A 12,835-nucleotide genomic window follows, 5' to 3' on the forward strand; every position below is an offset into this window, starting at 1 on the left:
GGTAAGCCCGTGGTTCGTCTGCTGCGCCGTTGTGGCTTGTCGCGCAGTTCCCCGCGCCCCTAAGAAAGCTCAGTGGCCGGCGATCGGATGTGCTGTGTAGGGACGCTCCAGCTCCTCGAGCTCCTTGTCTGTCAGCTCGAGTTCCACCGCGGCAACCGCGTCCTCCAAGTGCTGCGGCTTCGACGCTCCGACGATCGGGGCCGTCACCGTGGACTGGTGGAGCAGCCAGGCCAGGGCTACCTGGGCGCGGGGGACGTCGCGGTCGGCCGCGATGCGGGTGACGGCCTCGACGATGGTGCGGTCGCCCTCCTGGTACAGATTGCTGCCGAAGGTGTCGGTGGCGCTGCGCTCGGTCGTGGTGTCCCAGTCGCGGGTGAGGCGGCCGCGGGCGAGCGGGCTCCAGGGCAGTACGCCCACGCCCTGGTCCGCGCAGAGGGGCAGCATCTCGCGCTCCTCCTCGCGGTAGATGAGGTTGTAGTGGTTCTGCATGGAGACGAAGCGCGTCCAGCCGTTCAGGCGGGCCGTGTACTGGGCCTTGGAGAACTGCCAGGCGTACATCGAGCTGGCCCCGATGTAGCGGACCTTGCCGGCCTTGACGACGTCGTGCAGGGCCTCCATCGTCTCCTCGACGGGGGTGTGCGGGTCGAAGCGGTGGATCTGGTAGAGGTCGACGTAGTCGGTGCCGAGACGGGTCAGGCTCTGGTCGAGCTCGGTGAGGATCGCCTTGCGGGACAGTCCGCCGCCGTTCGGTCCGGGCCGCATCCGGCCGTGCACCTTCGTCGCGAGCACGATCTCGTCGCGGCGGGCGAAGTCGCGCAGGGCACGGCCGGTGATCTCCTCGCTGGTGCCGTCGGAGTAGACGTTGGCCGTGTCGAAGAAGTTGATCCCCGCTTCGACCGCCTGCCGGATCAGCGGGCGCGAGGCCTCTTCGTCGAGGGTCCATTCGTGACGGCCGCGGTCGGGCAGGCCGTAGGTCATGCACCCCAGACAGATCCGGGAGACGTCCAGGCCCGTCGAACCGAGCTTCACGTACTGCATCGTTGCTGCTCCTGCCTTCGGGAGGGGGTTTCAAGGGGAGCGTACGTGCTCGTGTGCGCTCGAAGGCAGGGTGCGCCGGACCGGCTGACGGGCCGTCATCGTTGCTGCCCCCAGGTGACCGCACGGCGTGGGAGCGGCGAGGCGGCCGGACTGCTGAAGCATCCTCGGCGCAGGTGACCGGCGCCCGGCCGGTCGACGGCGTAGGGGAGAAGGCGTGGCGGCACGACGGAGGACACTCAGGATCCTGACCGGGGCGGCCGCGGCGTCCCTCGCCCTGGTCTCGACAGCCTGGAGCCGGCCGGCCCCGCCCGGGCACGAGGTGCGGGCCCAGGCGCCGGCGGCCGAGGGACCGGCGACGCTGTGCGTACCCGCGGGCACCCTGCGCGGAACGGAGGGCGAGCGGGCCACCGTCAGCCTGTGCGCGGGCAGCGGCACCCCGGTGATGGCGGTGTCGGCCCCCGCGAACTGCGTCCGTCCCGGCACGTCCGCCCGGTACGCCTGTCTGACCTCCGGCACCTGGACGGCGAAACGCCAGGGCAGGACGGTCGCCTCCGGGACGCTGCCCGGTTCGCAGCCGTACCCCGGCCCGGGGACCTACGACGTCACGGCCACCGTGCACGTCCGCTCCACGCCGGGCGGTGTGGATCTGCGCGGCACGGTCCGGACCACGCTCACCCTGAGCGCGCCGAAGCAGCGGCCCACGCACCGCGTCGAGGTCGACCGGACCACCCTGCGTCGCGGGGCCACCACCACGCTGACGTACCGGGTGTACCGCGACAGCGAACAGGGCGACGGCAGTGCCCGCTTCGGGCTGATCGGCGAGGAGAGCAAGGGGGTGCGGATCAGCACGGCGGACGCCCGGTGCGTCAACCCGCTGATCGGACGGGCCCCCTCCGAGGCCAGGCTGACGCACTCCGTGGACTGTGCGCTGACCGACCTCCAGCCGGGCCGTCCGGCCACCGTTCGGGTCCAGGTCACCCAGGGGTCGGCCTGCTCGACGGTGGTCTCGAAGCTGGGCTACTGGATGCCGCGCGGGCAGGCGCTCTACACCGGCGGCATGGTGGAGGGTCCCACGGTCGGCTGCGGCTGACCGTCAGCCCCGTTCGACCAGGTCCAGTGCCCGCTCCCAGCCGAACTCCGGTCGCCGGCCGTCCTCGCCCGGCTCTCCGGTGTACGGCTCACCGAACCGCACGCCCATCCCCCGCAGCCGTTCGAGGCTGTCCCGGTAGGCGGGGTGGACGGCCAGGGCGTCGGCCACGCACGGCAGGACGGCGATCGGCACGCCGAGCCCCGCGACCTCGCACAGGGTGCCCAGCGCGAGGGTGTCGGCGATGCCGGCCGCCCACTTGTTGACGGTGTTGAAGGTGGCGGGCGCGAGGACCAGGGCGTCGGGCGCCGGGAACGGGCGGGGCTCGCCCGGGGTGCGCCATGCCGAGCGGATCGGGCGGCCCGTCTGGGCTTCGACGGCGGCGGTGTCGAAGAAGCCGTTCATGGCGACGGGCGTCGCGATGACGCCGACCTCCCAGTCCCGTTCCTGCGCGGCGGTGATCAGTTCGCTGACGTCCGCGGCGATTCCGGCGGCGCAGACGACGACGTAGAGGAAGGGCTTGCGGGCGGCCTGTTCGGTCATCCCGGAAACCCTAGCCACTCCCCCGGGTTCACCGGACCGGGAAGGTGCTTCCGCGCTCCGATTCCGGACGCGGGCCGAATACGCGGCGCTCCTTCTCCTCGATCGGCACGTCGTTGATGCTCGCCTCGCGGCGGGTCATCAGCCCGTGCTCGTCGAACTCCCACAGCTCGTTGCCGTAGGAGCGCCACCACTGTCCCCCGGCGTCCCGGCACTCGTACTGGAAGCGGACGGCGATGCGGTTGCCGTCGAAGGCCCAGAGGTCCTTGCGCAGCGCGTACTCCTGCTCGCGCTCCCACTTGCGGGTCAGGAACTCGACGATTTGGGCGCGGCCGGTGACGAAGGTGTCGCGGTTGCGCCAGACGGAGTCCTCCGAGTAGGCGAGGGCGACCTTGTGCGGGTCGCGGGTGTTCCAGGCGTCCTCGGCGGCCTGGACCTTCTGTGCGGCGCTCTCTCGGGTGAAGGGCGGCAGGGGCGGGCGGTCGGTCATCGAATCTCCCTGGTCACGGCGGAGAACGAGCGTTCTCCCGAGGGCTGCTACGGTAGGAGAACGCTCGTTCTCTCGTCAAGGAGTGGTGGCACATGGACAGCGCGGTGGCCCGGGAGCGGGCGCTGGACGCGGCCGAGGAGCTGTTCTACGGGCGGGGCGTGCAGTCCGTGGGGATGGACGACGTCCGCGGCACGTCCGGGGTCTCGCTCAAGCGGCTCTACCAGCTGTTCCCGGCGAAGGAGCAGCTGGTCGAGGCGTATCTGGAGCGGCGCGACGCGCGCTGGCGCGGGCAACTGGCCGAGTACGTCGGGCGGCACGGGGAGCCCCGGGAGCGGATCCTGGCCGTGTTCGACTGGCTCGGCGGGTGGTTCGGCGAGCCGGGCTTCCGCGGCTGCGCGTGGCTCAACGCCTACGGCGAGCTCGGCGCCACGTCAGCGCGCGTGGCCGGCCAAGTGCGGGCGCACAAGCGGGCGTTCCGGGACTACCTCGCCTCGCTCGTGGACGCGGCGGGGCTGCCCGGCACCCTGGCCGGGCAGCTGTTCCTGCTGGCCGAGGGTGCCATGGTCACGGCGGGTGTCACCAGGAGCGCCGAGCCCGCGGCCGAGGCGCGCGAGGCGGCCCGGCTGCTCCTGGAAACCGTGTGAGCCCGGGCTTCAGCTCACCCTCTCCGAGACGGTGATGGCGCTCACCGGGCAGGCCCGGGCCGCCTCCCGCACCAGCGGGCTGCCGCCGCCGTCCTCCTGGCCGGGCAGCAGGGCGCTGTAGCCGTCGTCGTCCTGGGTGAACACCTCCGGGGCGGTCAGGGCGCACTGGCCGGCGCCGATGCAGACGTCCGTGTCGATCTCGATGTCGATGTGCATGTGCGCAAGCCTCTTACCAGGTCACGGGGAGTTCCAGCATCCCCTGGATCGTGTCGCCCGGCTTGAAGGGGATCTCGTCGGCCGGGGCGGCCAGGCGCAGGTCGGGCAGCCTGGCGAAGAGGGTGTGCAGGGCGATCTCCAGCTCGGCGCGGGCGAGGTTCTGCCCGAGGCACTGGTGGATGCCGAAGCCGAACGCGACATGGTGGCGGGAGGGGCGATTCCAGTCGAGCGTGTCCGGGTCGGGGTAGACCGTCTCGTCGCGGTTGATGACGGAGGTCGCGAAGACCACGCCCTCGCCCTTCCTGATCGTCGTCCCGGCGACCTCGATGTCCTCGACGGCCAGCCGCAGCATGCCGTCCGCGATCGACAGCATCCGCATCAGCTCCTCCACCGCGGTCGGCAGCAGGCCCGGGTCCGCGCGCAGTTCGGCGAGCCGCTCGGGATGCTGGAGCAGGGTGAAGGTGCCGAGCGAGATCATGTTGGCGGTCGTCTCGTGGCCCGCGACCAGCAGGATGAGGGCCATGGCGATCAGGCCGTCGCGGTCGAGTGCGCCCTCGTCCGGCTGCCGGTGGACCAGGTCGTCCAGCAGACCGGTGCCTCGCTTCTGCTGCTTGCGGTCGATCAACTCGCCGAAGTAGTCCTCCAGCCGGTCGCGGGCGTCGAGGACGTCGGCGGTCTCCGGGCCGCGCAGCAGCCGCCGTGACTGGGTCTCGAAGAAGTCGTGGTCGGAGTACGGGACGCCGAGCAGGGCGCAGATCACCATGGACGGCACGGGCAGCGCGAAGGCGGTCACCAGGTCCGCGGGCGGGCCTTGGGCGATCATCGCGTCGAGCCGCTCGTCGACGATCTGCTGGATCCGTGGCCGGAGTTCGACGGCCCGTTTGAGGGTGAAGTCCCCGACGACCATGCGGCGCTGGGTGCGGTGCTCGGGGTCGTCGACGCCCAGCAGGGCCGTTCTGCGGTTCTGGATCCCGGCGAACCGCTTGGTCGGGGCGGGGAAGCCGGGCCGGTCGCGGTTGGACGACAGACGCGGGTCGGCCAGCAGCGCGCGGGCGATCGCGTGCCCGCTGACCAGCCAGGCCTCGCGGCCGTCGAAGAGCGAGATGCGGGTGAGGGGGCGCTCGGTGCGCAGCGCGTCGTAGGCGGCGGGCGGCTGGTAGGGGCAGGTCCGGCTCTGGGGGAAGACGACGGGTGCGGTCGTGTCCGTCATGAAGACCTCGCAGACGAGTAGTGCGTCGTGCCGATCATCATTAGATGCCCCGGGCACCTATAGAGCGACGCGAAGTTCGGCCAGATCGATGGCGGCTGCAAACATGGCCGGGGAAAGCCGTCTTCACGTTCGAAGGCCGGGGTCGGGGGTCCGTGGCGTGCGAACAGGTCCCTTGCCGAAAGCCGGGGGCCCCAGGAAGTCATGGCGGCGAGTCGAAAACCGGTTGTCGCCGCGGCGGGACAGGCCCCAGGATCCAGCCATGCCTACGCTCGAGGTCCTTCCGCCGTCGCTGCCGCTGTCCGCCGCCGCTCCTGCCGCGCGCCGACAGCAGCGGTCCGGCCGCCGTGGAGGGCCGACGCCGCCGCGGTCATGACGGCCGCGCTCCTGGCGGGGCTGCTCGCCGGGTACGGCATCGCCGTACCCGTGGGCGCGGTCGGGACCTACCTCGTCTCGCTCACCGCCCGCACATCCCTGCGTACCGGTGTCTGCGCGGCGCTGGGCGTCGCCACGGCCGACGGGCTGTACGCCCTCGCCGCCACACTCGGGGGCACGGCCCTGGCCGCCGCGCTGCGGCCGGTGCTCGGGCCGCTGCGCTGGGTCTGTGTCCTGGTGCTGCTCGGGCTGGCGGTGTGGGGCGCGGTCGGCGCCCTGCGCGAGTACCGGGGCCACCGGCTCGCCACGCGGACGGCCGCCGCTCCCCCGAGTCCGGCCCGGGCCTTCGCGGGGCTGCTCGGCATCACCCTGCTCAACCCCACCACCGTGATCTACTTCGCGGCGCTGGTGCTCGGCTCCCAGGCCGCGGGTCCGGCCGGGCGGGTGGAACAGGGCGTGTTCGTGCTGGCCGCCTTCGCCGCATCCGCCAGCTGGCAGGTGCTGCTCGCCGGGAGCGGTGCCCTGCTGGGCCGGGCGCTGACCGGTCACCGGGGCAGGCTGGCCACGGCGCTGGTGGCGAGCGGGGTGATGACGGCTCTGGCCGTCCGAATGGCGGTTTCTCCAGGATGATTCCCGGGGGTACCGGCGTTGAGGGAAGGTACCGGGTACCAGTCGGCCTCTGACACGACGATGGGACGGAATGCCATGCCTCTCGAAGGCGAGTACGAACCCAGCAAGACGCAGTGGGTGCGCAAGCAGGTGGAACTGTACGAGAGCTCCGGCGGTACGGAGGGGACGACGCTGCAGGGCTCCAAGATGCCGGTCGTCGTCCTGACCTCCCGGGGCGCCAAGAGCGGCAAGCTGCGCAAGACACCGGTGATGCGGGTGGAGCACGAGGGGCGTTATGCCGCCGTCGCCTCCCTCGGCGGTGCGCCCAAGCACCCGGTCTGGTACTTCAACCTCAAGGCCGACCCGCATGTGGAGCTCCAGGACGGGCCCCGGAAACAGGACATGACCGCCCGTGAGGTCACGGGCGAGGAGAAGTCCGAGTGGTGGGACCGGGCCGTCGCGGCGTATCCGGCCTACGCGGACTACCAGAAGAAGACGGACCGGGAGATTCCGCTGTTCGTGCTGGAGCCGGTAGAGGGCGGGTGACACCGAACCGCCCGCCCCAGCCCCCGGGGAATCCACCGGCAGAAAAGTTTCGTCCGGTGTGCATGAACCCCCGGCGGCGGGGCACGCGTGGTTCAGGCCCCGCCGCGTTCCCCCGTCGCGGCGGGGCTTTCTGCTGCCTCCCGGGCGCGGCGGTCCGTGACGTCGAGGAAGATCTGGTGCGCCTCGGGCACCGTCCGGGCGATGGAGCGCTTGATGCGCACGGCGACATCCTCGACATGCTCGCTGTCCAGGCCGGGCACCAGGTCGACCCGGGCGGCAACGAGGGCTGAGTCGAGGCCCGTCTTCATCGTGAACAGTGCCTCCACACTGTCGATCTCGGGCTGCGCCCGCAGCAGCGCATGGATCCGCCCGCTCGCCTCCGGGTCGGCCGCTTCGCCGATCAGCTGGTCGCGCGCGTCCCGGCCCAGCCGGAAGGCGACGTAGACCAGCAGCGCGCCGATCGCGAGCGAGGCGGACGCCTCCCACACCACCTGGCCGGTGACCATGTGCAGGGCCATGCCGGCCATGGCCAGCGTGACGCCCAGCACCGCGGTGCCATCCTCAGCGACGATCGTCCGCAGGGCCGGGTCGCGCAGCCCGGCGCGCGTGCCGCCCTGCCGGCGCACCTGGTACAGGGCGCGCAACAAGGAGCCGCCCTCCGCGAGGAGGGCGATGCCGAGCACGATCAGGCCGGCGACATAGCCGCTGAGCTTCTCCTCCGATCCGCTCGCCAGGGCCTCGAAGCCCTGGAAGAAGGAGAAGCAGCCGCCCATGACGAAGATCCCGACCGCCGCGAGGAGCGACCAGAAGAACCGCTCCTTGCCGTAGCCGAAGGGGTGACGCCGGTCGGCGGGGCGGCGGCTGCGGCGCAGGGCCGCCAGCAGGAAGACCTCGTTCAGGCTGTCGGCCACCGAGTGGGCCGCCTCCGACAGCAGGGCGGGTGATCCCGCGGCCAGGCCTCCGATGGCCTTGGCGACCGCGATCACCAGGTTGGCGCCGAGCGCCACCAGCACGGTGACGCGTGTCCTCCGATCAGTTCCTTCATGAGTCACCCACGCCGATTGCCCCGGTCGGCGGTGCTCACACCGTGCCGTCGGCGGAAAAAGGGGAACGCGTTCACCAGGGCACACGCACGGCAGACAGGGCACTCTCACGACGAGCGGGCCACACGTACGGCAAGGAGGTCACCCGCATGAGCCGCGACGACGGCGACGGCAACAGCGCCTACGGCAGGAGGTCGTTCAAACGGTCCAAGGCGCATTTCGCGGACCGGATCACGGCGGACGGCCGGGACGGCTGGCCGGTGGAGGCCGGCCGCTACCGTCTGGTCGTCAGCCGCGCCTGCCCATGGGCGAGCCGGTCGCTGGTCTCCCGGCGGCTGCTCGGCCTGGAGGACGCGCTGTCCCTGGCCGTCGCCGACCCGATCCAGGACGACCGAAGCTGGCGCTTCACGCTGGACGAGGACGGCCGCGACCCCGTTCTCGGCATCCGCTACCTCGGCGAGGCCTACGACCGGCGGGAGACCGACTACCCAGGCGGTGTCAGTGTGCCGGCGATCGTGGACGTGCCCAGCGGGAAGCTGGTCACCAACGACTACCAGCGGCTCACGCTCGACCTGGCGACCGAATGGACGGCCCTGCACCGGGAGGGCGCGCCCGACCTGTACCCGAAACCGCTGCGCGACGAGATCGACGCGGTGATGGCGGACGTCTACGAGGACGTCAACAACGGCGTGTACCGGGCGGGTTTCGCCACCGGCCAGAAGGAGTACGAGACCGCCTGCGCGGGCGTGTTCCGGCGGCTGGAGCTGCTCGCGCACCGACTCGAACGGCAGCGGTATCTCGTCGGCGACACCATCACCGAGGCGGACATCCGGCTGTTCACCACGCTGGTCCGCTTCGACGCCGTCTACCACGGCCACTTCAAGTGCAACCGCTGGAAACTGACGGAGAACCAGGTGCTGTGGGGGTACGTCCGCGACCTGTACCAGACGCCCGGGTTCGGCGACACCGTCGACTTCGACCACATCAAGCGCCACTACTACCAGGTGCACACCGGCATCAATCCGACCCAGGTCGTGCCGCTGGGGCCGGACCTGTCCGGCTGGCTGACCCCGCACCACCGTGAGGAGCTGGGCGGCCGGCCGTTCGGTGACGGCACGCCGCCGGGGCCGGTCCGCGCCGAGGAGCGGGTCCCGGCCGCGCACACCCCCTGAACACTCCTACCCACCCCCTGAGCGAACAAGGAGATCCCCGTGGCCAAGAAGAAGAAAATGCCCCTCGCCTACCAGCCCCTCGGGTTCGTGCTGGGCTGGTCGAGCGGCTGGCTGGCCGGGCTCGCCTTCCGCAAGACGTGGATGGCGATCCGGCACGAGGAGGACGCGCCCGACGCGCTGGACCGGGACCGCGGCTGGGGCGAGATCCTGCTGGCCGCAGCGGTCCAGGGCGCCATCTTCGCCGTGGTGCGCAGCGCCGTGGACCGCGCGGGCGCCAAGGCCATCGAGCGTTCGACCGGCACGTGGCCGGCTGACGAGAAGGGCGGCAGGGACTGACAGAAGGCCCCTGTCTCACCAGGCCCCGCCCAGCATGTACCGCGGGCGGGGCCGGTGCGTGCCGGGCGTGCGCTCAGCCGTCGACCTTGATCGTCTTCATGGTGAGGTGGGACTCGAGGCGCAGCACGGCGGGCAGGCCGCTGAGCCTGCCCATCATGAAGGCCTCGTAGGCGGCGTGGTCGGCGACGGCGACGCGGAGGAAGTAGTCGGGGCGTCCGTACATCCGCCGGAACTCGACGACCTCCTCGTAGGAGGCCACAGTGGTCTCGAACTCCTCGACGGTCCTGCGGTCCTGGGCGTAGATCTCGACGTCGAGGAGCACTTCGAGCTCGCGGCCCAGCGCTCCGGGGTCGATGACGGCCCGGTAGCCGGCGATGACGCCGCTCTCTTCCAGGCGTTTGACCCGGCGCAGGCAGGGGGGCGGCGTCAGCCCCACCCGCTTGGCGAGCTCGACGTTCGACAGCCGCCCGTCCTGACGCAGATGGAACAGAATTTCTCGATCCACGGCATCGAGGCCACTTTCATTGCTCATATGGACATCATAGAGCCATCATCGGCAACCATATGAGGCGCATACATTTCTAAAATGTCGACATGCGAATAAGCCCTGCGGCGCGGGCCGCTTTCCAGGACTGTGCCTCCGTGGGCCTCGGGATGGTGCCGCTCGGTCTCGCCTTCGGGGCGCTCGTGGTCCAGTCGGGGCTCGACTGGTGGTGGGCAGGGCTGTCCGCGGCGGTGGTCTACGGCGGTTCGTTCGAGTTCCTGCTGATCGGCATGGTCGTGGCCGCCGCGCCGCTGGTGTCCATCGCCCTGGCCGCCTTCCTGGTGCAGGCACGGCACGTCTTCTACGCGCTGTCCTTTCCCCTGCACCGCGTGCGGGGCCGGCTCGCCAGGACGTACAGCACCTTCGCCCTCACCGACGAGGCGTACGCGCTGACCGCGAGCGAGCAGGCCCGCGGCTGGTCCGGCCCGCGCATCCTGTGGCTGCAGTTCTTCATGCACCTGTACTGGGCCGGCAGCGCGACCGCCGGGGCCCTGCTCGGCTCCCTCATCCCGGACAGTGTCACCGGCCTGGACTTCGCCCTGACCGCCCTGTTCGTCGTTCTCGCTCTCGACGCGGTCCGTGACCTGCGGGGCGACCTGCCGACCCCCGTGCTCGCCCTGCTCTGCGCCCTGGGCGCCCGCCTGCTCTTCCCGGGTCAGCTGCTGCCGGCGGCCTTCGCCCTGTTCACCGCCGGTCTCCTGGCACGCCGGCTCGCCGACCGGAGGAAGCCCGCCCATGTCTGACACCTACGCCGTCGTCGCGGTCCTCGTCACCGCAGCCGTGACCTGGTCCCTGCGCGCCCTGCCGTTCGCCGCCCTGGCTCCGCTGCGGGCCAGCGACACCGTGCGGTACCTCAGCGACCGTATGCCCGCCGGGGTGATGGTGATCCTGGTGGTCTACTGCCTGCGCGATCTGCCGGTCACCGAGTCGCGCGCCGTGGCCCCGTCGGCCGCCCTGGCCGTCACCGTCGGCCTGCACCTGTGGCTCCGCAACGCCCTGCTGAGCATCCTCGCCGGCACGGCCGTCCATGTAGCCCTGGCCAGCGCGGTCTTCACCCACTGACGCCCCTCGCCCGAAAGGCACGTGCCCCTTGCACATCGACTGCTACTACGAACCCGTCGACACACACCGCTTCAAGCCCACCGCCCACGCGAGCGGCGCGTGGGACCCGGACGAGCAGCACTTCAGCCCGCTCGCCGGCCCCATGGTCCACGCCGTCGACCGCTATCTGGCCGGACGGCCGGACAGCGGCCTGACGCTGTCCCGGATCAGCTTCGACATCCTCGGCCGGCTCGCCCTGGACGAATGCGAGATTCGGGTGGAGACCTCCGGCCGGGCCGCACCATCGAACTCCTCGAAGCGGTCGCGCTCATCGCCGGCCGTCCCGTCGTGCGGGCCCTCGCCTGGCTCCTCGCCGACCGCGACACCAGGGAGGTCGGGGGTGACACCGCGGACACGCTCACCCCGCCCGAGACGCTCGCACCTTGGCCGCTGACCTCCGTGTGGCCCGGCGGATACATCGCCTCCCTGGACGTCCGCCCGGTCGCGCCCCCGCGGCCGGGCCGCACGACGGCCTGGGTCTCCACCCGGGTCGGCCTGGTGGCCGGACAGGCCGTGAGCCCTCTCGCGTCCTACATCGCGCTCGTCGACACCGCCAACGGCATAGCGGTACGTCAACCGCCCACCGCCTGGATGTATCCCAACGTCGACCTCACCCTGCATCTCCACCGCCGGCCGGAAGGCCGCTGGACGGGGCTCGACACCACCGTCGCCTTCGGCCCGACCGGCCAGGGCGTCACCAGCACCGTCCTGCACGACCTCACCGGCCCCGTCGGACACGCCCAGCAGATCCTCACTCTCCGGCCCCTGCCGGCGACCGGCTGAACGGCGTCCGGGGAACGCGGCGCTCAGCCCTGTTTGGGTGCGGTCGGCGCAGTGCGCCGCAGGGTGAAGGAGTGGCCCGCCGGGTCGGCGTAGCCGCGTTCCTCCAGGGGGCCCGAGGCCTCCTTGGCCTCCAGGGGGCGACCGCCCAGGCTGATGACCCGGCGTTCCACCGCGTCGAGGTCGTCCACCACGAACTCCAGATGGGCCTGGAGGGAGTTCTCGGGGCGCGGCCAGCTGGGCGGGGTGGCGTTGACGTCCCGGCGCAGGGCGATCCGGAAGCCGTCGGCGCTCTTGATCTCCACCCGGTTGGCCGTCGCGTCCGACTCCTCCCCTTCCAGCAACTCCTTGTAGAACACGGCGAGCTTCTCGGGCTCGGCGCAGTCGAGCACCAGGACACCCGCTTTCACCAGGGCCATGTCTCCTCCGCAGGATTCCGGCCGTGGGGCGTGCTGCCCCGCGGCCTCGTACCTTGCGGTTATCCCGGTACGGCCGATTCAGTCGGCCGTCAACCACCGTCCGTCGCGCATGAGTTCACGGCCGTCCAGTTCGTCGGCCTCCCGCCAGGCCTGCACCCGCCGGGGTACGACGCGGAAGTAGAGGTACGGCGTGGCCAGCCGACGGGGATCGAACCCGGTCTTGGCGGCGAAGAGTTCGGCGTCCTGCTCCGTCAGCTCGCCGGGCTGGACGGTCTCGACGGTCCCCTCGACGAGGACGACGTCACGGGTCGGCCCGATGCCCACCCGGGCGCGGCCGGTCGCGGTCAGGTTCCGTCCGGTGGGGCTCGACGCGGGGGTGGCGAACAGCAGATACGAGCCGTTCCAGAGGAAGGACAGCGGGACGAGGTGCGGGGTCCCCGACGCGGTGCCTGCCGTGGCGACCCAGGCGTCCACGTCGTGGTCCAGTCGGTGCAGGGTGTCCTTCTTGCGCTGCTCAGCGCCGCGTACGGGTGCGGACGTCATCGTCGGTGCGCCTCCTGAAGAGTCGTCAGAACGGACGAGGTCCAGTGTGACGCCACGAGGCCGGGGAGGCCCGGCGTACGGGCCGAGCCGGGTGAGGGACGAGGGAGTATACGCAGCTCAAGCGCTTTCCGCAGTAACCGAGATC

General features: G+C 71.4%; 17 protein-coding genes and 1 pseudogene. 9 read left to right on the forward strand and 9 right to left on the reverse strand.

Annotated elements, in window-relative coordinates; genetic code table 11:
- Positions 1-69 precede the first annotated feature (69 nt).
- Positions 70-1,038, reverse strand: coding sequence for an aldo/keto reductase (locus ACWIF2_RS02670; protein ID WP_454358198.1), 969 nt, complete (start codon positions 1,036-1,038; stop codon positions 70-72).
- A 214-nt stretch (positions 1,039-1,252) separates the two neighbouring features.
- On the opposite strand from ACWIF2_RS02670, the gene ACWIF2_RS02675 reads away from it, so the two are divergent.
- Complete coding sequence (locus ACWIF2_RS02675; protein ID WP_454358199.1) at positions 1,253-2,128, forward strand: hypothetical protein; 876 nt, start codon at positions 1,253-1,255, stop codon at positions 2,126-2,128.
- Positions 2,129-2,131: 3 nt separating this feature from the next.
- On the opposite strand, the gene ACWIF2_RS02680 is transcribed toward ACWIF2_RS02675, so the two are convergent.
- Entirely contained in the window at positions 2,132-2,668 is a 537-nt protein-coding gene (locus tag ACWIF2_RS02680) for a flavoprotein (RefSeq protein ID WP_454358200.1), read from the reverse strand.
- 28 nt (positions 2,669-2,696) lie between these two features.
- The gene (locus tag ACWIF2_RS02685; RefSeq protein WP_454358201.1) at positions 2,697-3,155 is read right to left on the reverse strand and encodes a nuclear transport factor 2 family protein; all 459 of its coding nucleotides are present in this window, start codon (positions 3,153-3,155) and stop codon (positions 2,697-2,699) included.
- A gap of 92 nt (positions 3,156-3,247) precedes the next feature.
- On the opposite strand from ACWIF2_RS02685, the gene ACWIF2_RS02690 reads away from it, so the two are divergent.
- Positions 3,248-3,799, forward strand: coding sequence for a TetR/AcrR family transcriptional regulator (locus ACWIF2_RS02690; protein ID WP_454358202.1), 552 nt, complete (start codon positions 3,248-3,250; stop codon positions 3,797-3,799).
- Positions 3,800-3,808: 9 nt separating this feature from the next.
- Here ACWIF2_RS02690 and ACWIF2_RS02695 read toward each other — a convergent pair whose 3' ends face one another.
- Together ACWIF2_RS02695 and ACWIF2_RS02700 are read right to left on the reverse strand one after the other, a co-directional pair.
- Positions 3,809-4,009, reverse strand: coding sequence for a ferredoxin (locus tag ACWIF2_RS02695; RefSeq protein WP_372498772.1), 201 nt, complete (start codon positions 4,007-4,009; stop codon positions 3,809-3,811).
- Positions 4,010-4,028: 19 nt separating this feature from the next.
- Complete coding sequence (locus ACWIF2_RS02700; RefSeq protein WP_454358203.1) at positions 4,029-5,225, reverse strand: cytochrome P450; 1,197 nt, start codon at positions 5,223-5,225, stop codon at positions 4,029-4,031.
- 369 nt (positions 5,226-5,594) lie between these two features.
- Here ACWIF2_RS02700 and ACWIF2_RS02705 point away from each other — a divergent pair, with 369 nt between their 5' ends.
- Positions 5,595-6,227 carry a LysE family transporter gene (locus ACWIF2_RS02705; RefSeq protein WP_454358204.1) on the forward strand — a complete coding sequence of 211 codons (633 nt, stop codon included), beginning with the start codon at positions 5,595-5,597 and terminating at the stop codon, positions 6,225-6,227.
- Between the two features lie 75 nt (positions 6,228-6,302).
- Positions 6,303-6,752 carry a nitroreductase family deazaflavin-dependent oxidoreductase gene (locus tag ACWIF2_RS02710; protein WP_454358205.1) on the forward strand — a complete coding sequence of 150 codons (450 nt, stop codon included), beginning with the start codon at positions 6,303-6,305 and terminating at the stop codon, positions 6,750-6,752.
- A 92-nt stretch (positions 6,753-6,844) separates the two neighbouring features.
- Here the strand turns inward: ACWIF2_RS02710 and ACWIF2_RS02715 are convergent, their stop codons facing one another.
- A complete protein-coding gene (locus tag ACWIF2_RS02715; protein WP_454358206.1) occupies positions 6,845-7,765 on the reverse strand; it encodes a cation diffusion facilitator family transporter in 921 nt (306 codons plus the stop codon).
- A 179-nt stretch (positions 7,766-7,944) separates the two neighbouring features.
- Here ACWIF2_RS02715 and ACWIF2_RS02720 point away from each other — a divergent pair, with 179 nt between their 5' ends.
- Positions 7,945-8,967, forward strand: a complete 1,023-nt coding sequence (locus ACWIF2_RS02720; RefSeq protein ID WP_454358207.1) for a glutathione S-transferase family protein — start codon at positions 7,945-7,947, stop codon at positions 8,965-8,967.
- A gap of 39 nt (positions 8,968-9,006) precedes the next feature.
- On the forward strand, positions 9,007-9,303 hold the full coding sequence (locus ACWIF2_RS02725) for a DUF4235 domain-containing protein (RefSeq protein ID WP_432971341.1): 297 nt from the start codon (positions 9,007-9,009) through the stop codon (positions 9,301-9,303).
- Positions 9,304-9,376: 73 nt separating this feature from the next.
- Here ACWIF2_RS02725 and ACWIF2_RS02730 read toward each other — a convergent pair whose 3' ends face one another.
- Entirely contained in the window at positions 9,377-9,835 is a 459-nt protein-coding gene (locus tag ACWIF2_RS02730; protein WP_454358208.1) for an Lrp/AsnC family transcriptional regulator, read from the reverse strand.
- Between the two features lie 62 nt (positions 9,836-9,897).
- On the opposite strand from ACWIF2_RS02730, the gene ACWIF2_RS02735 reads away from it, so the two are divergent.
- The 3 genes and pseudogenes from ACWIF2_RS02735 (at position 9,898) to ACWIF2_RS02745 (ending at position 11,731) form a co-directional block, all read left to right on the forward strand.
- Positions 9,898-10,590: an AzlC family ABC transporter permease gene (locus ACWIF2_RS02735; protein WP_454358210.1), complete on the forward strand. Its 693-nt coding sequence runs from the start codon at positions 9,898-9,900 to the stop codon at positions 10,588-10,590.
- A complete protein-coding gene (locus ACWIF2_RS02740) occupies positions 10,583-10,909 on the forward strand; it encodes a branched-chain amino acid transporter permease (RefSeq protein WP_454358211.1) in 327 nt (108 codons plus the stop codon). Before ACWIF2_RS02735 ends, ACWIF2_RS02740 begins: the two co-directional genes overlap by 8 nt.
- Positions 10,910-10,937: 28 nt before the next feature.
- Positions 10,938-11,731 (forward strand): annotated as a pseudogene (locus tag ACWIF2_RS02745) (thioesterase family protein).
- Between the two features lie 23 nt (positions 11,732-11,754).
- Here the strand turns inward: ACWIF2_RS02745 and ACWIF2_RS02750 are convergent.
- Both ACWIF2_RS02750 and ACWIF2_RS02755 read right to left on the reverse strand, forming a co-directional pair.
- Entirely contained in the window at positions 11,755-12,147 is a 393-nt protein-coding gene (locus ACWIF2_RS02750; RefSeq protein ID WP_031117767.1) for a VOC family protein, read from the reverse strand.
- A 78-nt stretch (positions 12,148-12,225) separates the two neighbouring features.
- On the reverse strand, positions 12,226-12,690 hold the full coding sequence (locus ACWIF2_RS02755; RefSeq protein WP_454358212.1) for a pyridoxamine 5'-phosphate oxidase family protein: 465 nt from the start codon (positions 12,688-12,690) through the stop codon (positions 12,226-12,228).
- Positions 12,691-12,835: the final 145 nt, after the last annotated feature.

This window comes from Streptomyces sp. NPDC055506, assembly GCF_053643595.1.